This is a genomic window from Amycolatopsis pigmentata (assembly GCF_042684065.1).
Lineage (GTDB): Bacteria > Actinomycetota > Actinomycetes > Mycobacteriales > Pseudonocardiaceae > Amycolatopsis_E > Amycolatopsis_E pigmentata.
In genome coordinates, this window is the sequence record NZ_JBHUKR010000004.1 from 214727 (window position 1) to 237445 (window position 22719).

Below are 22719 nucleotides of genomic sequence, written 5' to 3' on the forward strand. Positions count from 1 at the left end.
TTCCCCCATTCATTCGTTGGCAGGCCGAATCCACAGCCCGGCCACTTGCCCGTCCACGCGGTAGGTCACCTGCACGCTCCGCTCGCCCGCCTCGAAGTGCAGAGGCACCTGGACGACCGTGAACTCGCCCGCTGCCCGTACGAACGGCTCGCCCATGCGCTCGTAGCGCCCGACCGCCCCCGCCACCTGCGTCCACCCCTGCCTGATCAGGTCTTCGTCGACGGCCTCAAGCATCCGCTGGTCGAAGTCGCGGCGGACATCGCTCCAGCGGCACTCGATGATCGCGATCACGAGTTCCTCGGCACGGCCGGCCGCGTCCTTCAGCAGCGGTTCGGTCATGGGTGTTCCTGTCGTGGGGTCGATCGGGCGGCCGAACCGCTGGAAGGCGGCCTGACGGCTGGTGCCCAGCAGGTCACCGATCTCCTGCCAGGTGTGACCAGCCGTCCTGGCCGCCTCCACGGCCTGCCGCAGCTCCGTTTCCGCGTCGCGGACGGTTCGCACGGCCTCGGCTACCGCGGCCAACGGGTCGACCATTGGCTTGTCAAGGTTGGCTTGACGATCCGTGGTTGTCAAGGTTTCCTTTACGCGCGCCCGCTGTCGTCGAGCCGCGCTGCGACAGGTGGCATCGCAGAAGCGCCGAATTCGGCCTGTGTCAGCGCGTGGAGGCAGACGGCGGCCGCAGGCTTCGCAGTTCATATCGTCAAGGCTAGCGCACGAAAGGTTGAAACGTGCTGTTCCGTGACGTCAGGGCCGGCACGGAACGGGGATCCCGGTCACCTGTCCTGGAACGCCTTGACCACCGCGGCCATGTCCGATTTCGCGTCGCCCCGGGCGACCGTTTCGCCGAAGAGGGAATAGCACGCGTCGAGGAGCGGGGAGCGGCTTCCGGCTTCCCTGGCCGCTTCGAAGATCAGGCGGCTGTTCTTGAGGACGTCGTCGGCGGCTGCCTGCGCCGAAAAGTCACCGGCCACGATCTTGGCCAGTTTGGTCCGCGAAGCCTCACTGGCCATCGGTCCCGCGTTGTGCACGGCCAGGAAACGTTCGAGATCCAGACCGTGCCGCCGCGCGAAATGGGCCGCTTCGGCCAGTCCGGTCACCATCGTGATGAGGAAAAGGTTGATGGCGAGCTTCATCGACAACGCGTTGGGCACGGGGCCACAGAAAACGCTTTCACGGCACATCGGTGCCAGCAGGGGTCGTACCCGGTCCGCGAGCGACTCCTCGCCCGCGAGCATCGCCACGAGGGTGCCCGCTTCGGCCGGCCCGCGCGATCCCGAAACGGGGGCCTCGAGATAGCGTCCACCGGCGGCCGCGACGTCCGTGCCGAGCGCCGCCGAATAGCGCGGAGACGTCGTTCCCATGTGGACGATCGTGCGGCCGGAGACCTCGACGCCGAATTCGCCGCCCCGCCGGCCGAGGACCGAGTCGACGGCGTGTTCGTCGGTGAGCATCATGATCACGGTCGAACTGGCGGCGAACACGTCGGCCGGCCGGCGTGCCACCTCGGCTCCGGCCGCGCGCAACGGTTCGCACCGGCCTGCGGTCCGGTTCCACACCAGCAGGGGCGTGCCGGCCCGTGCCAGGTTGCCGGCCATGGGGGTGCCCATGAGGCCGAGCCCCAGAAAGCCCGTCTTCCCCGGGGTCTCCATCGAACCGTCCTTTCGGCCGTGCCACTCGGCTCACCAGCGATATCATGACAGTTGTCATGGGCGATGATGGGTCATGACGCTCGTCATGGTCAAGCGCGGCCGATGTCCTACGATGGCGCCGCTACCGGCGAGGGAGATGCGATGGCGCGGACCGAGTGGTCGCCACGGGAACGGATCGTCTACAGCGCGGCGCAACTGATCCGCACCCAAGGGGTCAGCGCGACCGGCTTGCGGGAGATCGTCGCGCACGCCAAGGCCCCGCGTGGTTCGCTTCAGCACTACTTCCCCGGCGGGAAGGACCAGCTCGTGCGCGAGGCGCTCGCCTGGTCGTCGCGGTTCGCCGCGGGCCGGATCGCGTACTTCATGTCCACTTTGGAGCCGCCCACCCCGTCGGGCCTGTTCGCCGCGATGGTGGACCAGTGGCGTCAGGAGTTCACCACGAGGGGCTTCGCGCGGGGATGTCCCTTGGTCGCCGCGGTCACCGACACCGCCGCCGCCAGCGACGATCTGCGCGAAGTCGCGAGTTCCTGCTTTCGTGACTGGCAAAGCCCGCTGCGCGAAGCGTTGACGACCATGGGAGTCCGGGCCGCCCGGGCCGATTCACTGGCCCTGCTCATGCTCAGCGCGCTGGAGGGCGCCATCGTGATCGCGCGCGCCCATCGGGACGTCGCACCACTCGACAGCGTCGCCACCGAACTAGCCCCGCTGCTGGAGGGCGCCGTGGCATAGCGGACACGCCTCGCGCATGTCCCGCGTCGCGATCACGACGGTGGTTATTGCCCGACGCCCGGATCTGCCAGTATGGCGCCGATGGGGCGGGACGGCGTGCACAACGAGTTCTCCGGTTCGGCGTGGTTCGTGGTGCAGGCGCGCGACATTCAGGGTGGGATCCATATCCATGCGCCCGATCCGGACGCGCCGCTGACGGAGCGGGCCGCCGCCGAACTCGCCAGGACGGTGCGGGCCCAGTGGCGCGACGAGGCGGCCGCCCGCGACCTGTTCAATCCCGCCCCGCTGCCGGTGGTGTGGGCGGCCGACAGCGCCGAAGTCGCCGACCACGCCGAAAACATCGGAGCGACGGCCGTGGGCCGAAGCGACGATGTCAGCGGGCTGGCCGATGCCTTCCGGGACCTGCCACATGGGCGTCTGGTGCTGCTGGGGGAGGCGGGGGCGGGCAAGACGACCCTGGCGATGGTGCTGGTCCTGGAGTTGCTGGCGCGGTGGACCCCGGACGATCCGGTGCCGGTGTTGTTGTCGATGGAGTCGTGGGAGCCCGGTCGCATGCACTTTCGCACCTGGCTCGCCGCCCGTTTGACGGCGGACTACCCGCACCTGGCCGCCACCTACGGGCGCGATGTGGCTTCCCGGCTGGTGCGCGAGCGCCGCGTCCTGCCGGTGCTGGACGGCTTCGACGAAATGCCGGCGCGAGCGCGCGAGTCCGTGCTTCCCCTGTTGAACAAGGCGCTGGCCGACGGTGACCCGCTCATCCTGGCGTCGCGCACGGGTGAATACTTCGCGGCCGTCGACGCGTCGGACGTGTTTCGTCACGCCGCGGTGCTGCGGGCCCAGCCGGTCTCGCCCGGCGCGGCGATCGCGTATCTGCGTGCGTCGGTGCCGCCACGGCGGCTTACCCGGTGGCAGCCGGTGTTCGACGGGATCACCGCGAAAGGCCCGCTCGCCGAGACGTTGTCCACGCCGTTGATGGTGTGGCTCGCCCGTGTCGTCTACTCGGCTTCGTCCGCGAGCCCTGCCGAACTGACCGATCAGGAACGGTTTCCCGAGCGCGCCGCCATCGAGGAGCACCTGCTCGGCGGGTTCGTGCCCGCCGTGTTCCCCGGCACGCCCGAGCCGGAGGACCACCCCGGGCCCTCCACCCGCGCATGGCCCAGCGACCGGGCCGAGCGGTGGCTGCGGTTTCTCGCCGACCACCTCACCCGCGCGCGGACCGAACATCTTCGCTGGTGGCAGCTTTACCGATCGCCCCTGCCGCGGATGCTGTCGGCGCTGGCCGCCGGGCTCGGCGTCGTGGGTCTCCTGCTCGTCACCCGCTGGTTGGTGGTGGTCTTCCGCGACGCCGAGGCCGGTGCCGAGGTCTCCGCCATGAGCGAGCTCGCGTTCTTCTCCGGAGCAGGCCTTGTGCTGGGCACGGTGAACGGAATCGTCTCGAACGGCATCGCACGGCTGCTGTTCTCCCTGCGGCCCGGAATGCCCAGCGGCCGCGCGCGCCGGCCCGAGTTACGGCTCATGTTCCGCGGCGCGCGGCACATCCTGCGATTGTGGCCGGTCCGCGTGGTGCTGGCCGGCGGTCTCGTCTGGTTGCTCCTGCCGAGCTGGTCGATGTCGACTCTCGGCGGCCTCGGCGCTCTGGTGCCGATCCTGCTCGGTTTCGGGCTCTCGGCGGCCGTTCGCGGCGTGGTGATGTTCCCGGCCGATCCGCATGCGAGCGTCAGCCCGGAACGGCTGCTCGCCGGTGAACGAACAGGGCTGCTGTTGTCGTGCGCGATTGTCGGCCTGATCAACGGCGGCATCGTGATCGCCGTCCTGGGGGCCGGCGGCACGCCCGCGCTCCTGGCGAGCGCCGTGGCCGGTGGCTGGTTCGGCTCCGCCGCCGTGATGGCCTTCAGCAGCGCGTGGCCGCGCTGGCTGCTCGCCAGGACGAGCCTGGCCGCGACGGGGCGGTTGCCGTGGCGGCTGACCACCTTTCTCCACGACGCCCGCAGGCGAGGGGTGCTGCGGCAGGACGCCGGGTCGTACGAGTTCCGGCACGTCCAGGTGCGCCGGCACCTCGCTCGCGTCCCGGAGCCGGCCGAGGCGGGCGCCCTTCGATGGGACGGCGAGGAACTGCGGATTCAGGGCACCGCCCTGCCGCGAATCCGGCTCCGGCCGCTGTTCAGCTCATCGTTCCTGCTCGCGGTCGGGACCGTCGGGGTCTGGCTCGTCAGCGGGACGGCGGGCCGGGAGATGCTGGGCGTGGACGCGGTGTTCGTCATCGGCGCCGGGTTCCTGTGTGGTCTCTACCTCCTGTTCAAGCCGTATCGGGCGGCTGAACTGCGGATGGACGGTGAGGTCGTCGAGGCGGGCACGAGCGCACGCCGGTTCCGTTGCCGGTGGGACGACATCGCCGAGGTGACCGTGCTCCCCACCCTCGCCCGCTCCGGGTGGCGGACCGGCTACTACGCCATCCACGTGCGGCTGCGAGCCGGGGTCGCGCCTCCCGAACGCGTCCGTCCGCGCCCCGACGGCTGGATTCCCTTGTGGACACTCGGCCGAAGTCCCCGGATACCTTCGGCGGTCGCCGCCGCCCTGATCCGTCTCTCCGGAGATCGCTGGGTCTCCCCGGACGAGCAGCACTCGGTATGACAGATGTCATAGCCCGCTGAATCGGTCCGGTGCCCTAGAAACGTACTATGACGATCGTCATGAAGGCGGCCCGGTGACGGCGGCGCGGCCGGAAGCCACGGTGAGGGAAGGACGACCGCTCGCGCAGGCCGCCGGCCTGGCCCTGGGCCCGCTGGTCGCGCTGGGACTGGGCCGCTTCGCCTACGGACTGCTGCTGCCGTCGATGCGCGCGGACCTTCATTGGTCCTATGCCCAGGCCGGTGCCCTGAACACGGCCAACGCGGTCGGCTACCTGCTGGGCGCCGCGGTCGCGGCACGCCTGATGCGCGCCATCGGGTCCCAGCGGAGTTTCGTGTCCGGATTGCTGCTGACAGCCGCGTCCGTGCTGGCGTGCGCGGGTACGGCGAGTGTGGGGTTGCTGGCCGCGCTGCGGCTCGTGTCGGGCCTGGCGGGCGCGGTCGTGTTCGTCGCCGGTGCCACGCTGGCCGTGCATGCCGGAGCCGGATTGCCGGGCAGGCGCGCGACCGTGCCGTTGGGCATCTATGTCGCCGGCGGCGGCGCGGGCATCGCGCTGTCCGGAATCGGGATCCCGCCGTTGCTCGCGTCGTTGAGCCAGGACCTCGGGTGGCGCGCCGGATGGCTGCTGCTGGGACTGGTGTCCTTCGCCGCGATCGTGCCCGCCGCCCTCGCCACGCGCGGATCCCACGCGCGGCCGCCGGAAGACACCGGCGGGGGCTGGAATCGCCGGTCCCTGCTGCCCACAGCGTTGGCCTATCTGATGTTCGGGATCGGCTACGCCGGCTACATGACCTTCGTGGTGGCGCTGCTGCGAACCCGCCTGGCCCCGGACCGGATCGCGGTGTTCTGGATCGTGCTCGGCGCCATGGCGGCCGGCGCCAGTTTCTTCTGGGGCGGGCCGCTCGGGCGTTCCCGCGGCGGGCGAGGACTGGCGGGCATGCTGGCGATCGTCACGGTGGGCGCGACTCTGCCGTTGATCGGCACCGGTTTCGGCCCGGCGCTGGGCTCCGCCGTCCTGTTCGGGAGCGCCTTCCTGTCCACCGTCACCGCGGTCACCGCGGTCGTGCGGCGAACCTGCGCACCGCACGAGTGGGGTCCGGCCATCGGCGGGCTGACCACGATCTTCGCCATCGGCCAGTGCGCCGGTCCGGTCCTTTCCGGGCTCCTGGCCGACCAGGGCGGGCTCCTGGTGGGGATGGTGCTTTCGGCCGTGGTCCTCGGGCTCGGCGGGATCATCGCGCTCGCCCAGTCAGATCATCTTCGTCCGGTACGAGAAGGGGAGTGACGGCCGTGTTTTCCCGATCCCTGTGGGAGCTCTACGAGCCCGTGCACGACGTCGTGTACTTCACGCCGGAGGCGCGGCAGGCGGCCGACGATGCCGGCATGCGCGGGTTCTGGATGGGCTACTTCGCCATGCGCGCCGCGCCTCTCGGCCCAGTCGGCCCGGACGTCGTGACCAGTTGTTTCTACGTTTTCTCCCCGGAGAGAGCCCGGCGTGCGCTGCCCGACGCGTGGCGGTATGGCAGTCCTCGCGAGATGCTGGCGGCCCGAAACCGGGGAGTCGACGGCGCGATGCGCCGGTTGCACGGGAACGACGTTGTCGCCGGTCCGGCAATGGCCGAGGCGGCCGACCTCGCGTGGGAAGCCGCGATGTCCGCCGACACCGCCGGCCGGGTGCTCGGCGCCGCCAACCAGGCACTCGCCCCTCCGGAAGAACCTCACGTGCGGCTCTGGCAGGCGGTGACCACGCTCCGGGAGCACCGCGGCGACGGGCATATCGCCGTTCTCGTCAGCCGTGGCATCGGGCCGGTCGCGGCACAGATACTCAAGGGAGCCGCCGGTGAATCCGATCCCGGGATTCTGCGCGAGGGCCGGAAATGGGACGAGGACACCTGGCGCGCGACGGAGGCCGGCCTGCGTGGACGTGGCTGGATCGACCAGACCGGACGCTTGACCGAGGCAGGGGCGGCCGAGCACGCCCGGATCGAAGAAGCGACCGACGCCGCGGCCGAACAGCCGTGGCGGGCGCTGGGCTCCGATGCCACGAACCGGCTCGCCGAGTTGCTCGCACCGCTGGCCCGCGATGTCGTGCGAGCTGGGCTGCTCCCAGGGGGCAACCCGGTCGGCCTCACCGCTTCAGCTCGGTTGTGAGCCGTTTCGCCATTCGCTCGATCCTCGCGTCCGGTATGCGGGAGAATGCGGAACCGGATGACCGGCTGTGTGCGTCCGACGTGCAGGCGATGCGTGAGGATGGTGGACGATGAGCGACCCGCTGTCGAGTACCGACGGCGACCCGGCCGCGCGGCTGGACCGCTGGGCGGCCGAGGCCAAGGCCAAGGCGCAGCGGTACCAGGCGATGCGGGCGCAGGTGGGCCAGGTGTCGGTGACCGAGTCGTCCAAGGACGGCACGGTCACGGTGACCGTGGATTCCGCGGGGAACGTGACCGACCTGCGGATCACCGACGCCGTCAAGGAGATGTCGGGCTCGCAGGCGGCGTCGGCGGTGCTGCTGACCTTGCGGAAGGCGCAGTCGCGGTTGCCGGAGAAGCTGGCCGAGGTCATGACCGACACCATCGGTGACGACCCGCAGACGATGAACACGATCGTGGGGAATTACCGGGCCAAGTTCCCCGAACCGGAACCCGACGACGGGGACGAGGCCACACCGGAACAGGTCCGGCCCATCGGGCGGATCGAGGACGACGCGCCCCCACCCCCGTCCCCGTCGGCTCCGCCTCCACCCCCTCCGCGTCCTGCGGCGCCGCCACGCAAACGCGAGCCCGCCGATGAAGACGACGACGACGGCTTCGGCGGCCAGTCGTTCCTGGTTCGCGAATAGCGGAGGATGGTGTCATGACAGCGAGCGATGCGGGCGGCGGCTATCAGGTCAGGACCACCGACCTGACCACGCACGCCAAGGCGGTCGACCAGGTCGGCGCCACCCTGGGGCAGGCGTTGTCCGCGGCCGAGCAGGTCACCATGGGCGTCGAGGCCTACGGACTGATCTGCGGGCCGCTGTTCGTGCCCATGGTGATGGCGGTGAGCGCGCCGGGCCTGGTGACTCTCGGCCTGGCCAAGGAGGCGGTCACCTCGGTCTCCCAAGCGGTGACCAAGACCGCGGAGAGCTACGAGAACGCCGAGCAGGCCCACACCAAGGTGCTCAACGACCTCGGCAAGGAACTGGCGTGACCGGGAGGCCGTCCGCTCCGGGTGTCTAGAGTGGATTAGCGCGTCGCGAAGTCCAGGGAGGCCGGTGCGGTGAACTTCGACAGCCACACCAGTGATGTCGTCTCCGCGGCGGTCGCGGCGGTCAACCTGCTGACGCCGGGCGAGGCACTGGGGCGGGAGTATCGCGCGGAGGTCTCGCCCGGTGAACTGGCCTTGGCGTTGCGGTCGCAGCGGACCCAGCGTGTGGCGGACGTGTCGCGGACGGACGTCGAAGAGCTTCGTGAGTACGCGGTCAGGTTGCGGAAGGTGTTCGCCGCCGTCGAGGACGCCCACGTCGACGAGGCGTGCGAGCGGCTCAACGCGATTCTCCGCGAAACCCACGCCGCGCCGGTGTTGAGCAGACACGACAACGAGCCGTGGCATCTGCATTTCCACGCGCCGGAGGCCGGATGGGCGCGGAGCTGGGCAGCGTCCATGGCGACCGCCTTGGCGGTCGTCCTCGGCAGCCCGGTCCACGACCGCCTGGGCATCTGCACCGCCCTGGCGTGTGATCGCGTCTACGTCGACACCTCGCGCAACGGGACTCGCCGGTTTTGTTCGACGTCGTGCCAGAACCGCGTCAAGGCCGCCGCTTTCCGCGCCCGCCAGCGCGTCACCTGAGCCGCCCGTCCGAGCCCACCGGCCGATAACACTTAGCGCAATGGCTCAGTATTCGGATGTGCTCGATGGTGTGTTCGTCGCGCTTGCCGATCCGACGAGGCGTGCGGTCGTGCGGCGGCTCGGTCGCGGGCCGGCGAGCGTAGGCGACCTTGCCGGCGAGGCCCCTATGACGTTGCCGTCGTTCATGAAGCACGTGCGCATGCTCGAGTCGAACGGCCTGATTCGCACGGCGAAGTCCGGCCGGGTGCGCATCTGCGAACTCAACCGGGAACGATTCGGGCTCGTCGAGGACTGGCTTACGGAGCAGCGAAACATCTGGGCGGACCGTACCGATCGCCTGGAGCGGTTCGTCACCACCACTCAAGAGACGGAGAACCAGTGAACAGTCGTCGAGGAATACGAGCGGATCGTGTTCACCAACGCGATCGACAGCGGATGGCGCCCCGCGAGCCCGCAGCCGATCTCGATGACCGCCGAGGTCGTGCTCCAGGATCACCCGGACGGCACCGACTACCGGGCCATCGTGCGCCACGGCGACCCCGCTGCCCGCGCTCGGCACGCGGAGTTGGGCTTCGCCGAAGGCCGGGGCACCGTCGCTTCCCAGCTGGCCCGCCTGGTCAAGAAGACCGACGGGGCGATGAACCTCTGATTATCCGAGCTCACCAACGTCGGATTCCTTGGTGGCGCGGATGATCGCGGAGTGCATGCCGTCGGCGACCTGGTGGGTCGGGGTGATCTCGACACCGGTGAAACCGGCGGCTTCCAGGCCCTGGCGGTATTCGGTGAACGAGAGGGCTCCGGCGATGCAGCCCACCCATTCGCCGCGCTGTGCCCGCTCGCCGGCGGCGAGGGTGTCGTCGGCGACGACGTCGGAGACGCCGATCCGGCCGCCCGGTTTGAGCACGCGGAACGTCTCGGCGAACACCGCCTGCTTGTCGGTGGACAGGTTGATCACGCAGTTGGAGATCACCACGTCGATGGTGTTCGCGGGCAGCGGGATCGCTTCGATGGTGCCCTTGAGGAACTCGACGTTGGTGGCGCCCGCCTTGGCCGCGTTGGCCAAGGCCAGCGCGAGCATCTCTTCGGTCATGTCCAGCCCGTAGGCCTTGCCTGCCGGACCGACGCGGCGTGCGGAGAGCAGCACGTCGATCCCGCCACCCGACCCGAGATCCAGGACGCGCTCGCCGGACCGTAGTTCGGCGACCGCGGTCGGGTTGCCGCACCCGAGCGACGCGGCCACGGCCTGGGCAGGCAGCGCGTCACGCTCATCGGCCGCGTAGAGGGTGGAGCCGAAGTTCTCGTCCACCTCGACCGGCTGCGGTCCGCAACACGCCGTTTCACCCTGGCTCGCCTGGCGGGCCGCGGCAGCGTAGCGCTGTCTTACGGTCTCCCGCAGTTCAAGGGCCTGATCAGTCATGCCTCGCTCCTGGGGTGTCGGCCTTGTATCGATGTCTCTCGATTCAACCTTGCGCCGTGGATCGAAGAACGTCAACATAGAAGTATGTCGAAACAGCTTCCGGCGGACGGAGTGTGCTGCACGGGCGTGGAATCCGCGCCGTTGGACGCCGATTCGGCCGCTGAACTGGCCGTCGTGTTCAAGGCCCTGGGCGACCCGGTACGGCTGCGGTTGCTGTCGATGATCGCCTCACGGCACGGCGGCGAGGTCTGCGTGTGCGAGATGACGCCTGCCTTCGAGTTGTCCCAGCCGACGATCTCCCACCACCTCAAGTTGTTGCGGCAAGCCGGTCTCATCGACTGCGAACGCCGCGGGACGTGGGTCTACTACCGGGTGCTGCCCGCTGCCCTCGACCGGCTCACCGCCTTCCTGCGCACCTCCCAACCGGTCGAGGCGACGGCGTGACGGTCTCGCTGGGCCGCCGCGTCACCGCCGAGGCGGTCGGTACCGCGGCCTTGGTCGCCGTCGTGGTCGGGTCGGGCATTCAGGCCGCCGAACTCACGCGGGATACCGGGGTGCAGCTACTGGCCAATTCGCTGGCCACCGTCTTCGGGCTGGGCGTGCTGATCGTGCTGTTCGGCCCGGTCTCCGGCGCGCATTTCAACCCCGTCGTCTCGCTGGCAGCGTGGGCCGTCGGCCGTCGTGGCCCAGACGGCCTGCCCCTGCGCGATGTGGCCGCCTACTCCGTCGCGCAGACCTTCGGAGCGATCATCGGTGCGGTCCTGGCCAACGTGATGTTCGGCCGGCCGTGGGTCACGTGGTCCACCCACGACCGGTTCGCCGGTCACCTGTGGCTGGGCGAGGTGGTGGCGACCGCGGGACTGATCCTGCTGATCTTCGGCCTGCTCCGGTCCGGCCGCGACCACCTCGCACCGTTCGCGGTCGCCTCCTTCATCGGCGCCGCGTACTGGTTCACCTCGTCCACGTCGTTCGCCAATCCGGCGGTGACCATCGGCCGCGCCTTCAGCGACACCTTCGCCGGGATCGCACCCGGTTCGGTCGTGCCCTTCGCCGCCGCCCAACTCGTCGGCACCGCCGCCGGCCTGGCCCTGGTCGCGGTGGTCTTCGGCCGCGCCGCCGCGGCCGTTGCGCTCCCGCACGACGAACTCGGCCCAGCCGTACCCGCCGAACGCTGACACACGAGGAGATCGCCATGACCCGACCGCGCCCGTCGGTGTTGTTCGTCTGCGTGCACAACGCCGGTCGCTCGCAGATGGCCGCGGCGTTCCTCACCCATCTCGCCGGTGACCGGGTCGACGTCCGTTCCGCCGGTTCGGTCCCGGCCGACCGCGTCAACCCCGCGGTCGTCGAGGCGATGAGGGAAGTCGGGATCGACATCGCCGCCGAAACCCCGAAGATTCTCACCACCGACGCCGTGCGGGTGTCCGACGTCGTGATCACGATGGGCTGCGGTGACGCCTGCCCGGTGTTCTCCGGCAAGCGCTACCTCGACTGGACGCTGCCGGATCCGGCGGGTCAGGACGTGGCGGCCGTACGCCCGATCCGGGACCGGATCAAGGTGCTGGTGGACGGGCTCATCGCCGAGATCGCCTGAGCACGGCCTCGCGTGCCGCCGCGAGTGATTTTGCCGCGTGGTCCCGGAAGCGCGCGAGCCCCGGTACGTCTTCCGCCCGCGTGAACTCGGCTTCGATGAACGTCAGGTTCGCCCTGGAGAAGCCGAGTTTTCCGAGGACCGCCCGCAGGTAGGGGGTCTGGAAGTTCAGCTCAGGCCCGTAACCGCCGCCCCGCGTGGTGACCACGACGACTTCCTTGTCCCGCAACAGACTTCTTCCGCTCACGGGATCGGTGAACACGCCCGGAAAGCCGATCCGGTCGATCCATGCCTTGAGCGCGGCGGAAATCGACAGGTTGTACATCGGCGCTCCGATGAGCACGGTGCCCGCCGCCCGAACCTCGTCGATCAGCGGCAGCGTCAGGTCCCACTCCCGCCGTTCGTCCGCGTTCTCGGCCAGTTCGGCCACCTTTCCCAGCGGCACCGTGCCAAATCCTTCGACCCTCTGGCCTAGGGTCACATAGGTCCTGGTCAACGGCGGCACCGGTGCGGCGGCCAGGTCCCGGTACCCGACCGGGCCGTGCCGGCTTCGCCAGGTTTCCGCGAACAGACTGGTCAACTGCCTGCTCACCGAATCACGGGTGTCACTGGCGCTGGAGTCCACCTGCAGCAACACGTTCGCCCTCCTCCTGTCACCTTGATGGGAATGTGTTCGTCAACCCGTCGACGGAACGAACCGACGAAAGGTGACCGATGGACGAGGACCTGCTGGCGCGGCGATTCGAGGCGCACCGGCCGCATCTGCGGTCGGTGGCCTACCGCATGCTCGGCTCGTCCGGCGAGGCCGAAGACGCCGTCCAGGAAACGTGGTTGCGGCTGAGCCGCGCCGACACCAGTGAAGTCGCCAACCTCGCCGGGTGGCTGACGACCGTCATCGCCCGGGTGTGTCTCGATCTGCTGCGTGCCCGTAAGGCCCGGCGCGAGGACCCGATGGGCGGGCAGATGCCCGAAATGGCGCCGGAGGCCGGGGACGGTCCCGAGGAAGACGCGTTGCGAGCGGAGTCGGTCAGCCGGGCGCTGCTGGTGGTGCTCGATAGGCTGGAGCCCGCCGAGCGGGTCGCTTTCGTGCTGCACGATCTTTTCGCCGTGCCGTTCGCCACGATCGCACCGCTGGTGGAACGGACCCCTGCCGCCGCGAAGAAACTCGCCAGCCGTGCGCGTCAGCGTGTGCGAGGCAGGCCGGTCGCCGCCGAGCGGGAACTGGCCCGGCATCGTCAGGTTGTCGAAGCGTTCCTCACCGCTGCCCATGGCGGCGACCTGGACGCGTTGCTCGCGGTTCTGGATCCCGATGTCGTCCGCCGCGCCGATCCGGCTGCCCTGCGCCCGGGGGCCGCTGCGGTCCTCCGTGGCGCGCGAGTCGTGGCGGGGGAGACCGTCCTCCTCGCGGCGCGGACGCGCTACGCCGAGCCTGCGCTGGTGAACGGTGCTCCCGGTCTCGTCGTGGCGCCAGGCGGGCGGCTGCGCTTCGCCCTTGTGGTCGCCGTCTCGAACGGCAAGGTCACCGCGTATGAGGTCATCGCCGACCCCGCTCGCCTGGAACGGCTCGAACTCGCCGTGCTCGGCACGTGATCCATGCCATCGGGTTTCGGTGCGGGTCCGGGCCGGGGATGGTGGCAGACTCGTCCTGCGGATCACCGGCTGCTCCGGGCCGGCGAGCGCGGCCAGGTGAGGAGAACCGCCCATGTTCTACGAAATTCGTCGCTATCAGGCCACCCCGGGCCGCCGGGACGAGTGGGTCCGGTACATGGAAGGTGTCGTCATCCCTTTCCAGGAGTCGCAGGGAATGACCGTCGTCGCCTCGTTCGTCGACGAGGAGGACCCCGACGGTTATGTGTGGATCCGGCGTTTCGAGGACGAGGAGGACCGGGTCCGCCTGTACCGCGCCGTCTACGAGAGCGACCGTTGGCGCGAGGAGATCGGCCCCCAGGTCCGTGAGCTGATCATCATCGACAAGATCAAGGTCACCCGCGTGGTTCCCACCCCGGTGTCCGGTCTTCGGTGACTCCCGCCGTCGTGGTGTGACGCGCCCGCGTCGCACCACGGCACTCTCCGTTTCCCCGGTGAGGGGAGGCGCCCGCACGCCGGTGTGCACCCGCGTCCGTGCTCGAGGCCGCGCCACCAGAGTGTCCTTTGTGGACGGTTTCGATCAGCGGAGTTGGTCGAACGTTCCGGCGGCGGCGAACGCGTCGTGGATCGGTGCGATGAGCGCGGCGAAGCGGCGAGCCTTCTGGGCACCGATCGGGGCCCAGAAGTCGGCGCAGTGCTCGTCGGTCTCGACCTCGATGCGTTCGCGCGCCGCCAGGCCGGCCTCGGTCACGGTGCCGTCGGCGTGGAGCCAGCCCCGCGCTGTCAGGCGAGCCGTCGCCGCATCCCATTCCTCGTCGGTCCACCCGCGCGTAGCGCGAACGACCCCGACGGGCAGCCGGCCTGTCGCCGTGTGCAGGACGTTGCACTCACACGGCCCGACGCGGTTGGCCGCGAGCACGAGGAAGTGCGCGTCGCCACGCCACTCGCGCACCACCGTGATCTGCTGCCACAGCGCGACGAGTGGATCCGGTGGGAGCGCGACCGACGCGTTGGCGGCAGCCAGTGGTTTGCCGGCGTAGTCGGCGGCCGCGACGACGGGGTCGACCAAGGACCGTGCCTCCGCTATCCGGTCGGCCGTGAGCTCCACACCGACCCGCCGCAACGCGCGGGCGGCCACCGCGAACCGGGCCGACTGCCACCGCTCGGGTGCGGCGGCGTCCCACACACCCGTCATGGACCGGACCCACTGCGGGCTGAAGTTGTAGAAGGTCGCGAGGACGACCTGCCACGGCACAGCGCCCAACGCGGCCGCCCGGAACGCCAGGTAGGCGGGTCCGCGAGCGGTCACTCCGAGTTCAGCGGCCATCGTCCGGGCTTCGCGGACGAGGTAGATGAACAGATGGGCATCGCTGACGGCGCGGCTGACTTCGCGAACGGCGTCCAGATCGACCAGCGGGCGGGGGCGAACAGGGTCAGTGAGCAGCATTGCGGTTCTCCACGTGGGGCGGGGAAAGGACGGCGGCGGTGTCGGAGACGTGGGCGGCGAGTGCTTCGGCGCCTTCTTCGCTTTGCCGGCCGAGCGCCAACTGTTCGAGCCGGAGGTGCTCGGCCACCGCGTCACGGTCGCGGTTGCCGGCCGCCGACCAGCGCCGCGCGAGCTCGCTGGCGGTCCACAACCGCTCGAACGTGTCCAGCAAGACGTCGTTGCCGCAGGCGTCGAGCAGAGCCCGGTGAAACTCGTGGTGCGCCGCGGCCCAGGCGTCGGAGAAGTGGGGGTCATCGTCGTGCTCGTACGGTGGCGTACGAGCGAGCCGATGGTGAGCGGCGCGCACCCGCGTTTCCCATTCCAGATCACCGTTGGCGATGGACATCCGCAGCATCGCCGGCTCGACCACCGTTCGCGCCTGGGCGATCATCTGCCATCGTTCGTCGTCGGCCTGGGGAACCACGAACCCGCGGTTCGGCAGCCGCTCGGCCAATCCCTCTCCGGCCAGCCGCAGCAGGCTTTCCCGGACCACCGCGAGGCTCACGCCCCGCTCGGCCGCGAGATCGTGTGGCTTCAGCGCCTGGCCCGGACGGAACTCGCCATGCAGTACGGCCCTCCGCAGAGACTCGTAGGTCCGTACCGACGGTGCCTGACCCTCACCCATGAAGTCGATGGTAGAGAAAATAATCGATTATCTCCACTTGATCGATCGCGCGCTCCGGGAAACCGCTCGACTCACCGCAGCGTGACCTGGGTCAGCCGCGCGGCGTCGCGACCCGGCGGGCTCCCGAAGGTCCGGCGGTACTCCCGGGTGAACTGCGACGGGCTTTCATACCCGACGACGTATCCGACCTCCGCGACGCTGGTCATGCCGGTGGCGAGCAGCACGCGTGCCTGCCGCAGCCGGATCTGCTGCCGGAACTCGATCGGCGTCATCGAGGTCGCCGAACGGAAATGGCGCCGGAACGTGGCCTCGCTCATCCCGGCCAGATCAGCGAGATCCGGGACGAACAGGGGCTGGGCATAGTTCTCACGGATCCACCGGACGACCCGGGCGATGTGGGCGAGATGCCCGTCGGCAGAGCCGATCTGGCGGACAAGCGCGCCCTGCTCACCGGTCAGCAGTCGCCATAGGATCTCGCGCCGCAGCCCGGGGGCGAGCACCCGCAGATCGTCGCGGCGCCCGAGCAGGCGCAGGAGCCGGACGATCGGATCGAGCAGTTCGGACGGCGCGTCGCTCTCGGCGAGTCCCACGGGCCGGAGTTTCCCTGGCGGCGCGGCGGTTTCCAGCAGCAGCGGTGCGATCGCGGCCGGACTCAATCTCATGCTGAACACCACGAGCGGCGCGTCCGGACTGGCCACCAGCGCCTGTCCGGTGACCGGCAGGTCGACCGACACGACCAGATAGCGGCCCGCGTGGTAGTCGTACGGCTTCCCGTTCAGCGTGGTGCGTTTGACGCCCTGGGCGACGACCGCGAACGACGGTTCGGACATCGCGCTCACCGGCGGGGTCGGACTGTCGACCGTGGTCAGCGTTATGCCGTCGAGGACCTCGGCCTTGCGCACGCCCTGGACACCGGTGGCGGCCAGGACCAGCGTGCGGAGTTCGTCGAGCGCGTCCATGTCCCGAGTCAAGCACCGGGTGCCGCCCGCGCGAAATCGCGCTGTGCGTTCCGGGCGAGTTCGATCGGATCAGGCAAGCCGGTGACCGCATCGGTCTCACGCTGCACGGCGCCCGCGTGATCTTCTCGTTTCCCTACCACGACGAAACGGGGAGACATGGAATACCGCACGCTGGGCGGAACCGGGATCAAGGTCAGTCCGCTGTGTCTCGGCACGATGATGTTCGGCGCCTGGGGCAATCCCGATCACGACGACGCGGCCGCGATCATTCACCGCGCGCTCGATGCGGGGATCAACTTCATCGACACCGCGGACGTGTATTCGGCGGGAGAATCCGAAGTCATCGTGGGCAAGGCCCTGGCCTCGGTGGACCGGTCCCGGGTCGTGCTGGCCACCAAGTTCGGTTCGCCCATGGGCGAAGACCCCAACGCCCGTGGTGGTTCCCGGCGCTGGATCGTCACCGCGTGCGAGGACAGCCTGCGGCGCTTGGGGACCGATTACATCGACCTCTACCAGATTCACCGTCCCGATGAGACGGTCGATGTCGACGAGACCTTGGGTGCGCTGACCGACCTGGTCCGCGCGGGCAAGATCCGGTCGTTCGGCAGTTCGACCTTCCCCGCGGAGCAGATCGTGGAAGCCCAGTGGGTGGCCGAGCGGCGCGGGCGGGAGCGATTCCGGACCGAGCAACCGCCGTACTCGATTCTGGTGCGGGGCATCGAAGGCCACGTGCTGCCGGTCGCCCGGGCCCACGGCATGGGGATCGTGTCGTGGAGTCCGCTCGCCGGTGGCTGGCTTTCCGGCCGGTTCGGCGTGGGCAAGGAGAACACGAGCGAACGGGACAAGCGCATGCCCGCGCGGCCGGGCGCCGGTGGGCGCTTCGACCTCACCGTCGAAGTCAACCAGCGCAAGCTGCGGATCGTGACCGAACTGGCCGAAGTCGCCGCCGCCGCCGGGCTGACGCTGGTGGAACTGGCCCTGGCTTTCGTGCTCGAACACCCCGCCGTGACCGCCGCGATCATCGGCCCGCGCACCAAGGAGCACCTCGAACCCCAGCTACGGGTGCCGGAGATCAGGCTGGACCCCGCCGTTCTCGACCGCATCGACGAGATCGTGCCACCGGGCACCGACGTCAACCCCGAGGACGTCGCCTGGCAACCTCCGGCGCTCCGGGACACGGCGAGCCGTCGCCGTCCGCTCAGGTCGTCTCGCCGGTAAGCGCTGTCCGGTCGCCGGGGCAGGCTGGGTGCTACCAGGTCAGGGGCAGGCGCTTCGGCCCACGGATGTTCGCGCCGGTTCTCCACTCGATGTCGTGGGGAGCGACACCGATTCGCAGGTTCGGGAACTCACGTAGCAGCCCGCCAACGGCTTCCTGGAGTTCCATGCGGGCCAGTTGGGCACCGAGGCAGTGATGTGGTCCGAACCCGAAGGCGAGATGGCGGTTCTCGGTGCGGTCGAGCGTGAGCTCGTGGGGGGTCGGGAAGACCGCAAGGTCGCGGTTGGCCATCTGCAGCGAGCCGAAGACCGCCTCGCCGGCGCGTACGGTGGTGCCGGACAGTTCGACGTCCTCAAGCGCGATCCGCGGCAGCCCTTCTGTCGCGCCGAGCATCGTGAAGCGCAGTAGTTCCTCGATCGCGCGCGTGAGGGCCACGCCTGCGCTGTTCTCCGGGGTGCTCTCGGCGAGGACCGAGCGGCGTAGCTCCTCGCCGTGGTCGGGCCGGGTCAACAGCAGGTAGGCGATGTTGCTGATCTGGTTCATCGTCGTCTCGTGCCCGGCCCCGAGGACGGTGATCGCGATCGAGATCAGCTCCTTTTCCGTGAGGCGCTCGCCCTCGTCCCGGGCAGTGACGAGGGCGCCGAGCAGGTCGTCGGTGGGGATGGCTCGGCGGCGGGCCACGAGCCCGGCCATGTAGGTGACGAGTTCGGTTCGGGCGGCGGCCCGCTCCTCAGGGGTGTAGCCCGTCGTGGAGAGCAGCGTGTCGGTGCAGCGGCGGAAGATGTGCCGGTCCTGCACGGGCACGCCGAGTATCTCGCAGATGATCATGACCGGCAGCGGCATCGGAAGGTGTTCCACGAGATCGGCGCCCGGGCCCGCGGCGCGCAGCCCAGCCAGCAGTTCGGCGGTGAGCGCGGCGATACGCGGGCGTAGCGCGGCGATGCGGCGAGTGCTGAACGCCTCGCTGACGAGCTTGCGCAGGCGCGTGTGTTCCGGGGGGTCCATGTCAAGGATCGACGACGAATCCCCAGTGATGTCAGGGCGCAGGCGGGGCACGTCCGCGCCGACCGTCGCGCTGCGACTGAAGCGGCGGTCGGAATACACGGTCTTCACATCCGCGTAGCGGGTGGCGAGCCATGCCTCGCCGCCATACGGCAGTGCGATGCGGGAGAGCGGCTCCTCGCGTGCCAGCCGCAGGAGAACCGGGTCCACCTCGAGAGCAACGGTCTCACCGAAGGGATAACTGTGGGCGCTGCTGGTCGTCATGTCCCTACTCCTGTTGATCGACGGCGGTATCGAGCCGTTTCTGGGACTGAGTTTCTAACATGAGACACAGTATCATTCGTAGTGGTATCGTGCTGCGTGATGAGCTCAGATCAGGTTGTCGGTGGTGCGCGGGGCCGCGCTCGACGAGCGATGCACGCCGAGTTGACCGCGGTGGCCATGGAGCTGTTCCTCGAGCACGGCTTCGAGGAGACGACGGTGGAAGACATCTGCACGGCGGCCGAGATCTCCCGCAGCACGTTCTTCCGGTACTTTCCGTCGAAGGAAGATGCCTTGTTCGGCCAGACCGCTGACGCCGGTGACACACTGGCCGAAGCGCTCGCCGCGCGGCCGTCCGACGAGCAGTTGTGGACCGCGATGCGGCGTGCGTTCGACCCGCTCATCGCCCAGTTGGAGGCCGCCGGCGCGAGCGCGCGGCGCCTCGCCCGGCTGATCGGCGGCCAGCCCGCGTTAGTCGCACGCCATCGCGAGAAGCACGCGCGGTGGCAGGAGTCCCTCCGGCCGGAGGTGGCACGCCGTCTCGGGACCGACCCGGGCGACCGATCCGATCCGCGCGCCGACGCCGTGATCGCCACCGCGCTGGGTTGCTTCGAGGCGGCGCAGACCGCCTGGGCCTTCAGCGATCAGCCGCCGCCGCTTTCGGCACTCCTGGACAGCGCCATGGGCGTGATCGGCTGACCTCAGCGTCCAGAGGACCTCTGGCGTCGGCGAGAAGAATGCTCTCCGAGCCCGGAAAACAGGATGTTCACCGCGGGCCGCACCGGCGAAATCCGGTCGGGCTCAGTCTTTCGGCACCCAGGGGCCGACCCCGCTGATGCGCTCGACCGCGTAACGCACGAGGTAACCCGGCCCCTGGGGCGCCGGAAACTCCGCGTCGGGCGCCATGTACACCTTCGCGAGCCGGTTGAGCAGATCCCAGGCGTCATCGCTGGGCACCACGGTGGCTCGTGCCCGCAGCACCGCGTACTCGTTGAGGAAAACGCCCGGCACCCGTGGCGCGTCGAAGGACAACACGACCCGTGGATCCCGCTCGATGTTGCGCAGCTTCAGGTGCCGTGCCATGTGCCCGCTGACGATTTCGTCACCGTCCAGGCCGATCCAGATCACCGTCACCTGCGGGCTGCCGTCCGCGTTGATCGTGCTCAGGTGGGCCATCGGCCCGGAAGCGATCAGGTCTCGCAGTTCACGGGGCAGTTCGGTCATCGCCTTGATCACCTCTGTTTCAGCCGAGGCCGTGGTGGACGAGTTTCAGGGCGTGGGACGCGACGTCATCGGGGTCGGCACCATTTTCGACCACGCCCATCGCGGCCTGGAGCAGGCCACCGACGAGCCGGCTGGTCAGTTGCGGGTCGGCAGGCCCGAGCGCGGCGATGGCCGCCATCAGGGGCCGGTAGTGGAGGAGATGGAGTTCGTGGACGCGGTCGCGGCATTCGACCGGAAGATCGGCGCGCATGAGCGCGTCGGCGGGCCGGTGCAGACCCTGGCCGGCCAGGAGCAACTCGGCGCGGACGAAGGCGTCGATCCGGGCGGAGGGGTCCTCCACGTTTTCGAGAGCCTCGGCGATGGCAGCGTCCGCGGCGGTGAAGGACTCCTCGACAATGGCCGCCAGCAGCGCGGCGCCGGAGCCGAAGTACTGGTAGAAGCTGGATCGGGCGAGTCCCGCGCGGGCACCGACCGCAGCCGGGGTGACGGCGGCGGCACCCTGCTCGACGAGAATGTCGACGGCGGCCCCGATCAGCGCGGCGCGTTGCCGGGCACGGTGCTCGGCAACGGTCGCCGCGTTGATCTTGGGCATGTGCGGGAATGCCTTTCGCGCTCGTCGTCAGTCGAGTCTGCCGTCCCGCAGGTTCAGTACGTGATCGGCCGCGTCCAGTATCTCGCTGTCATGGGTGACCATGACGGTGGCGGTGTTGTGGACGCGAGTCTGCTCGGCCAGCAGCCGGGCGATGTCGTGTGCGCGAGCACGGTCCAGGGCCGACGTCGGCTCGTCCACCAGCAGCACGTCCGGGGCAAGGACAAGGGCACGGGCCAGTCCGATGCGTTGCCGCTCACCTCCGGAAAGCTGGTGGGGGCGCCGGTCGGCCCGGCCGGCCATCCCCACCGCTTCGAGGAGTTCCTCCGCACGCCTTCGAGCGGCGGTGTCCAGACGGCCGGCGATGTGGGCCGGGAGGAGCAGTTGCTCGCGCGCGGTGAGCGAAGCCATGAGGTTGGCGTGCTGGAAGACGTACCCGATATGGCGACGACGGTGGGCCGTGCGCTGATGTTCCTTGAGGGTGGTCAGATCGACGCCCGCGACGTGGACGGTTCCCTCGGTCGGAGTCTGCAGGCCGCCCGTGACGGCGAGCAGGCTGGACTTGCCCGAGCCCGAGGGCCCGGTCACGGCGAGGAACTGCCCGGCCGGGACGGCCAGCGTGACGTGGTCGAGGGCGGTGACCTGTTGCTCATCGTTGCCCAGGCGCAGCGTGACATCGCTCAGGTGCAAGACCGCCGGCGCGCCGGCGCCGGGCGCGGAGGCCGGGGCGGGAGTGGCATGGGTCATCGGTTGGCTCCCAGCGCGATGATGGCCGGCACCTTGGTGATGCGGCGTACCGCCACCGCGGCACCCGCCAGGCCGAGCACGATCAGCAGAACGGCGGCCAGCATGACCTGGCTCGCCTGCAGGGAGAACGGGGCCGAACCGTTCATCGCCCCGCCCAGCGCCAGAGCCACCGCGGTACCGGCGGCGGTCGCGGTGATCAGGACGACGGCGACCTGGGTCAGCGCGTCGCGCAGAATGTAGCCGGTCCCGGCACCGATGGTCTTGAGCAAGGCGATCTCCTGACGGCGCTGAATGGTCCACACGGTGAAGAACGAACCGACGACGAGCGCGGAAATCGCATACAGGAAGCCACGGATCAGGTTCATCGTGCTGGACTCGGCGGTGTAGCCGGGGGAAGCGGAGTAGGTGCCCGTCCTGTCGACGGTCTGTGTGCCCAGTCGCCGGTCGATGCCGCTGATGTCGGCATCAGAGGCAAGTTGCAGTGCCACCGCTGTCGCCTCACCCGTGGCCGCGGCGGGCAGCGCGCCGGGCAGTCCGTAGTGAAGCTTCTGCCACAGCGACAGCGGCGCATACACGACGCCGACGTGGCCGAAGGAGGCATGGCCGATGGTGCCGATCACGGTCAGGGCGGTCTCCGCCTGTCCGGCCACGAGCCGGTCGCCGATCTTGACTCCTTCCTTGGCGATCTCCTCACTGATCAGGATGCCGTCCGAGTCCTCGTTCAGTGGCCTTCCCGACAGCGGAGGCGGAGCCGCGAAGCCCCCGGGCTCCACCCCGAACACCGCGAGATCGAGTTGCTTGCCACCTGCGCCGGCCAGTTCGGCGTGCACGAGTTGCTGGCCCAAGGGCTCGGCCTTGCGCACGCCCGGTTGTGCGGCCCAGCCCTCCCAGGTCTTCGTGGAGACGGTGGATCGCGAGAACAACTCGCTGGACGCGGCCTTGTCGAAGGCCAGATGGGTGACCGGAAGCGTGCGCAGGGAGGAGATGCCCGCGTCCGCCAGTCCGCTCGCGAGTCCGGACAGCATGACGGCGAGCACCGCGATCATCGAGACCACGGCTCCGATAAGAGCGAAGCGCCCGCGGGCGAATCGTAGGTCGCGCAGGGCGAGGAACATGGGGTTTTCCACTTCGGCTGGGGGTGGCCGACCATTGTTGCCGACATTTCTGTCGGCATCCTAGCA

Annotated in this window: 27 protein-coding genes and 1 pseudogene; 16 read left to right on the forward strand and 12 right to left on the reverse strand. The window is 69.5% G+C overall.

Annotation, left to right across the window (positions count from 1 at the left end):
- Nucleotides 1-9: 9 nt before the first annotated feature.
- Entirely contained in the window at nt 10-534 is a 525-nt protein-coding gene (locus ACFSXZ_RS02735) for a DUF3887 domain-containing protein (RefSeq protein ID WP_378260862.1), read from the reverse strand.
- A gap of 239 nt (nt 535-773) precedes the next feature.
- Complete coding sequence (locus tag ACFSXZ_RS02740; RefSeq protein WP_378260864.1) at nt 774-1649, reverse strand: NAD(P)-dependent oxidoreductase; 876 nt, start codon at nt 1647-1649, stop codon at nt 774-776.
- A gap of 141 nt (nt 1650-1790) precedes the next feature.
- Here ACFSXZ_RS02740 and ACFSXZ_RS02745 point away from each other — a divergent pair, with 141 nt between their 5' ends.
- The 9 genes and pseudogenes from ACFSXZ_RS02745 to ACFSXZ_RS02785 form a co-directional block, all read left to right on the forward strand.
- Nucleotides 1791-2378, forward strand: coding sequence for a TetR/AcrR family transcriptional regulator (locus ACFSXZ_RS02745; RefSeq protein ID WP_378260866.1), 588 nt, complete (start codon nt 1791-1793; stop codon nt 2376-2378).
- A gap of 81 nt (nt 2379-2459) precedes the next feature.
- The gene (locus tag ACFSXZ_RS02750; RefSeq protein WP_378260868.1) at nt 2460-5009 is read left to right on the forward strand and encodes an NACHT domain-containing protein; all 2550 of its coding nucleotides are present in this window, start codon (nt 2460-2462) and stop codon (nt 5007-5009) included.
- Between the two features lie 73 nt (nt 5010-5082).
- The gene (locus ACFSXZ_RS02755; RefSeq protein WP_378260870.1) at nt 5083-6291 is read left to right on the forward strand and encodes a YbfB/YjiJ family MFS transporter; all 1209 of its coding nucleotides are present in this window, start codon (nt 5083-5085) and stop codon (nt 6289-6291) included.
- 5 nt (nt 6292-6296) lie between these two features.
- Nucleotides 6297-7157: an SCO6745 family protein gene (locus tag ACFSXZ_RS02760; protein WP_378260872.1), complete on the forward strand. Its 861-nt coding sequence runs from the start codon at nt 6297-6299 to the stop codon at nt 7155-7157.
- A gap of 109 nt (nt 7158-7266) precedes the next feature.
- A complete protein-coding gene (locus tag ACFSXZ_RS02765) occupies nt 7267-7845 on the forward strand; it encodes a YbaB/EbfC family nucleoid-associated protein (protein ID WP_378260874.1) in 579 nt (192 codons plus the stop codon).
- Between the two features lie 14 nt (nt 7846-7859).
- On the forward strand, nt 7860-8195 hold the full coding sequence (locus tag ACFSXZ_RS02770; RefSeq protein ID WP_378260876.1) for a type VII secretion target: 336 nt from the start codon (nt 7860-7862) through the stop codon (nt 8193-8195).
- 69 nt (nt 8196-8264) lie between these two features.
- On the forward strand, nt 8265-8834 hold the full coding sequence (locus tag ACFSXZ_RS02775; RefSeq protein WP_378260878.1) for a CGNR zinc finger domain-containing protein: 570 nt from the start codon (nt 8265-8267) through the stop codon (nt 8832-8834).
- A gap of 40 nt (nt 8835-8874) precedes the next feature.
- Complete coding sequence (locus tag ACFSXZ_RS02780) at nt 8875-9216, forward strand: ArsR/SmtB family transcription factor (protein WP_378260880.1); 342 nt, start codon at nt 8875-8877, stop codon at nt 9214-9216.
- 18 nt (nt 9217-9234) lie between these two features.
- Nucleotides 9235-9483: pseudogene (locus ACFSXZ_RS02785) on the forward strand (SRPBCC domain-containing protein); the annotation flags it as partial.
- On the opposite strand, the gene arsM reads toward ACFSXZ_RS02785, so the two are convergent.
- Nucleotides 9484-10251 carry an arsenite methyltransferase gene (gene arsM / locus ACFSXZ_RS02790; protein WP_378260882.1) on the reverse strand — a complete coding sequence of 256 codons (768 nt, stop codon included), beginning with the start codon at nt 10249-10251 and terminating at the stop codon, nt 9484-9486.
- An 84-nt stretch (nt 10252-10335) separates the two neighbouring features.
- Between arsM and ACFSXZ_RS02795 the strand changes: the two genes are divergently transcribed.
- Genes ACFSXZ_RS02795 through ACFSXZ_RS02805 form a run of 3 tightly spaced genes read left to right on the forward strand, consistent with a single transcriptional unit; the run spans nt 10336 to nt 11845 of the window.
- Nucleotides 10336-10695: an ArsR/SmtB family transcription factor gene (locus tag ACFSXZ_RS02795; RefSeq protein WP_378260884.1), complete on the forward strand. Its 360-nt coding sequence runs from the start codon at nt 10336-10338 to the stop codon at nt 10693-10695.
- Nucleotides 10692-11426 (forward strand): aquaporin, encoded by a 735-nt coding sequence (locus tag ACFSXZ_RS02800; RefSeq protein ID WP_378260886.1) that lies wholly within the window; start codon nt 10692-10694, stop codon nt 11424-11426. Before ACFSXZ_RS02795 ends, ACFSXZ_RS02800 begins: the two co-directional genes overlap by 4 nt.
- A gap of 17 nt (nt 11427-11443) precedes the next feature.
- Entirely contained in the window at nt 11444-11845 is a 402-nt protein-coding gene (locus tag ACFSXZ_RS02805) for an arsenate reductase ArsC (RefSeq protein ID WP_378260888.1), read from the forward strand.
- Here ACFSXZ_RS02805 and ACFSXZ_RS02810 read toward each other — a convergent pair.
- The gene (locus ACFSXZ_RS02810; RefSeq protein ID WP_378260890.1) at nt 11826-12479 is read right to left on the reverse strand and encodes an FMN-dependent NADH-azoreductase; all 654 of its coding nucleotides are present in this window, start codon (nt 12477-12479) and stop codon (nt 11826-11828) included. The genes ACFSXZ_RS02805 and ACFSXZ_RS02810 overlap by 20 nt on opposite strands.
- Before the next feature lie 77 nt (nt 12480-12556).
- On the opposite strand from ACFSXZ_RS02810, the gene ACFSXZ_RS02815 reads away from it, so the two are divergent.
- Both ACFSXZ_RS02815 and ACFSXZ_RS02820 read left to right on the forward strand, forming a co-directional pair.
- The gene (locus ACFSXZ_RS02815) at nt 12557-13432 is read left to right on the forward strand and encodes a sigma-70 family RNA polymerase sigma factor (RefSeq protein ID WP_378260892.1); all 876 of its coding nucleotides are present in this window, start codon (nt 12557-12559) and stop codon (nt 13430-13432) included.
- A 112-nt stretch (nt 13433-13544) separates the two neighbouring features.
- Nucleotides 13545-13865, forward strand: a complete 321-nt coding sequence (locus ACFSXZ_RS02820; RefSeq protein ID WP_378260894.1) for an NIPSNAP family protein — start codon at nt 13545-13547, stop codon at nt 13863-13865.
- A gap of 144 nt (nt 13866-14009) precedes the next feature.
- On the opposite strand, the gene ACFSXZ_RS02825 is transcribed toward ACFSXZ_RS02820, so the two are convergent.
- The 3 genes from ACFSXZ_RS02825 to ACFSXZ_RS02835 form a co-directional block, all read right to left on the reverse strand.
- Nucleotides 14010-14876, reverse strand: a complete 867-nt coding sequence (locus tag ACFSXZ_RS02825; protein WP_378260896.1) for an SCO6745 family protein — start codon at nt 14874-14876, stop codon at nt 14010-14012.
- Complete coding sequence (locus tag ACFSXZ_RS02830) at nt 14863-15540, reverse strand: GntR family transcriptional regulator (protein ID WP_378260898.1); 678 nt, start codon at nt 15538-15540, stop codon at nt 14863-14865. The genes ACFSXZ_RS02825 and ACFSXZ_RS02830 overlap by 14 nt, the downstream gene beginning before the upstream one ends.
- A 71-nt stretch (nt 15541-15611) precedes the next feature.
- Nucleotides 15612-16499 (reverse strand): AraC family transcriptional regulator, encoded by an 888-nt coding sequence (locus ACFSXZ_RS02835; protein ID WP_378260900.1) that lies wholly within the window; start codon nt 16497-16499, stop codon nt 15612-15614.
- Nucleotides 16500-16655: 156 nt separating this feature from the next.
- Between ACFSXZ_RS02835 and ACFSXZ_RS02840 the strand changes: the two genes are divergently transcribed.
- Nucleotides 16656-17717, forward strand: coding sequence for an aldo/keto reductase (locus tag ACFSXZ_RS02840; RefSeq protein ID WP_378260902.1), 1062 nt, complete (start codon nt 16656-16658; stop codon nt 17715-17717).
- Between the two features lie 31 nt (nt 17718-17748).
- On the opposite strand, the gene ACFSXZ_RS02845 is transcribed toward ACFSXZ_RS02840, so the two are convergent.
- Nucleotides 17749-18981, reverse strand: a complete 1233-nt coding sequence (locus ACFSXZ_RS02845) for a cytochrome P450 (RefSeq protein ID WP_378260904.1) — start codon at nt 18979-18981, stop codon at nt 17749-17751.
- 99 nt (nt 18982-19080) lie between these two features.
- Here ACFSXZ_RS02845 and ACFSXZ_RS02850 point away from each other — a divergent pair, with 99 nt between their 5' ends.
- The gene (locus ACFSXZ_RS02850; protein WP_378260906.1) at nt 19081-19677 is read left to right on the forward strand and encodes a TetR family transcriptional regulator; all 597 of its coding nucleotides are present in this window, start codon (nt 19081-19083) and stop codon (nt 19675-19677) included.
- Between the two features lie 102 nt (nt 19678-19779).
- On the opposite strand, the gene ACFSXZ_RS02855 is transcribed toward ACFSXZ_RS02850, so the two are convergent.
- From ACFSXZ_RS02855 to ACFSXZ_RS02870, 4 genes are read right to left on the reverse strand one after another with little or no spacing between them, the layout of a single operon-like run.
- Nucleotides 19780-20202 carry a PPOX class F420-dependent oxidoreductase gene (locus ACFSXZ_RS02855; protein WP_378260908.1) on the reverse strand — a complete coding sequence of 141 codons (423 nt, stop codon included), beginning with the start codon at nt 20200-20202 and terminating at the stop codon, nt 19780-19782.
- A 19-nt stretch (nt 20203-20221) separates the two neighbouring features.
- A complete protein-coding gene (locus ACFSXZ_RS02860; RefSeq protein WP_378260910.1) occupies nt 20222-20794 on the reverse strand; it encodes a TetR/AcrR family transcriptional regulator in 573 nt (190 codons plus the stop codon).
- A gap of 27 nt (nt 20795-20821) precedes the next feature.
- Complete coding sequence (locus tag ACFSXZ_RS02865) at nt 20822-21538, reverse strand: ABC transporter ATP-binding protein (protein ID WP_378260912.1); 717 nt, start codon at nt 21536-21538, stop codon at nt 20822-20824.
- On the reverse strand, nt 21535-22653 hold the full coding sequence (locus ACFSXZ_RS02870; RefSeq protein ID WP_378260914.1) for an ABC transporter permease: 1119 nt from the start codon (nt 22651-22653) through the stop codon (nt 21535-21537). Before ACFSXZ_RS02870 ends, ACFSXZ_RS02865 begins: the two co-directional genes overlap by 4 nt.
- Nucleotides 22654-22719: the final 66 nt, after the last annotated feature.

What these genes read in the sequence shown, in the direction of transcription:
- ACFSXZ_RS02735 (WP_378260862.1), bottom strand. Translation starts at nt 534, where the DNA reads ATGGTCGACCCGTTGGCCGCGGTAGCCGAGGCCGTGCGAACCGTCCGC.
- ACFSXZ_RS02740 (WP_378260864.1), bottom strand. Translation starts at nt 1,649, where the DNA reads ATGGAGACCCCGGGGAAGACGGGCTTTCTGGGGCTCGGCCTCATGGGC.
- ACFSXZ_RS02745 (WP_378260866.1), top strand. Translation starts at nt 1,791, where the DNA reads ATGGCGCGGACCGAGTGGTCGCCACGGGAACGGATCGTCTACAGCGCG.
- ACFSXZ_RS02750 (WP_378260868.1), top strand. Translation starts at nt 2,460, where the DNA reads ATGGGGCGGGACGGCGTGCACAACGAGTTCTCCGGTTCGGCGTGGTTC.
- ACFSXZ_RS02765 (WP_378260874.1), top strand. Translation starts at nt 7,267, where the DNA reads ATGAGCGACCCGCTGTCGAGTACCGACGGCGACCCGGCCGCGCGGCTG.
- ACFSXZ_RS02770 (WP_378260876.1), top strand. Translation starts at nt 7,860, where the DNA reads ATGACAGCGAGCGATGCGGGCGGCGGCTATCAGGTCAGGACCACCGAC.
- ACFSXZ_RS02780 (WP_378260880.1), top strand. Translation starts at nt 8,875, where the DNA reads ATGGCTCAGTATTCGGATGTGCTCGATGGTGTGTTCGTCGCGCTTGCC.
- arsM (WP_378260882.1), bottom strand. Translation starts at nt 10,251, where the DNA reads ATGACTGATCAGGCCCTTGAACTGCGGGAGACCGTAAGACAGCGCTAC.
- ACFSXZ_RS02795 (WP_378260884.1), top strand. Translation starts at nt 10,336, where the DNA reads ATGTCGAAACAGCTTCCGGCGGACGGAGTGTGCTGCACGGGCGTGGAA.
- ACFSXZ_RS02805 (WP_378260888.1), top strand. Translation starts at nt 11,444, where the DNA reads ATGACCCGACCGCGCCCGTCGGTGTTGTTCGTCTGCGTGCACAACGCC.
- ACFSXZ_RS02815 (WP_378260892.1), top strand. Translation starts at nt 12,557, where the DNA reads ATGGACGAGGACCTGCTGGCGCGGCGATTCGAGGCGCACCGGCCGCAT.
- ACFSXZ_RS02820 (WP_378260894.1), top strand. Translation starts at nt 13,545, where the DNA reads ATGTTCTACGAAATTCGTCGCTATCAGGCCACCCCGGGCCGCCGGGAC.
- ACFSXZ_RS02825 (WP_378260896.1), bottom strand. Translation starts at nt 14,876, where the DNA reads ATGCTGCTCACTGACCCTGTTCGCCCCCGCCCGCTGGTCGATCTGGAC.
- ACFSXZ_RS02830 (WP_378260898.1), bottom strand. Translation starts at nt 15,540, where the DNA reads ATGGGTGAGGGTCAGGCACCGTCGGTACGGACCTACGAGTCTCTGCGG.
- ACFSXZ_RS02835 (WP_378260900.1), bottom strand. Translation starts at nt 16,499, where the DNA reads ATGGACGCGCTCGACGAACTCCGCACGCTGGTCCTGGCCGCCACCGGT.
- ACFSXZ_RS02840 (WP_378260902.1), top strand. Translation starts at nt 16,656, where the DNA reads ATGGAATACCGCACGCTGGGCGGAACCGGGATCAAGGTCAGTCCGCTG.
- ACFSXZ_RS02845 (WP_378260904.1), bottom strand. Translation starts at nt 18,981, where the DNA reads ATGACGACCAGCAGCGCCCACAGTTATCCCTTCGGTGAGACCGTTGCT.
- ACFSXZ_RS02850 (WP_378260906.1), top strand. Translation starts at nt 19,081, where the DNA reads ATGAGCTCAGATCAGGTTGTCGGTGGTGCGCGGGGCCGCGCTCGACGA.
- ACFSXZ_RS02855 (WP_378260908.1), bottom strand. Translation starts at nt 20,202, where the DNA reads ATGACCGAACTGCCCCGTGAACTGCGAGACCTGATCGCTTCCGGGCCG.
- ACFSXZ_RS02860 (WP_378260910.1), bottom strand. Translation starts at nt 20,794, where the DNA reads ATGCCCAAGATCAACGCGGCGACCGTTGCCGAGCACCGTGCCCGGCAA.
- ACFSXZ_RS02865 (WP_378260912.1), bottom strand. Translation starts at nt 21,538, where the DNA reads ATGACCCATGCCACTCCCGCCCCGGCCTCCGCGCCCGGCGCCGGCGCG.
- ACFSXZ_RS02870 (WP_378260914.1), bottom strand. Translation starts at nt 22,653, where the DNA reads ATGTTCCTCGCCCTGCGCGACCTACGATTCGCCCGCGGGCGCTTCGCT.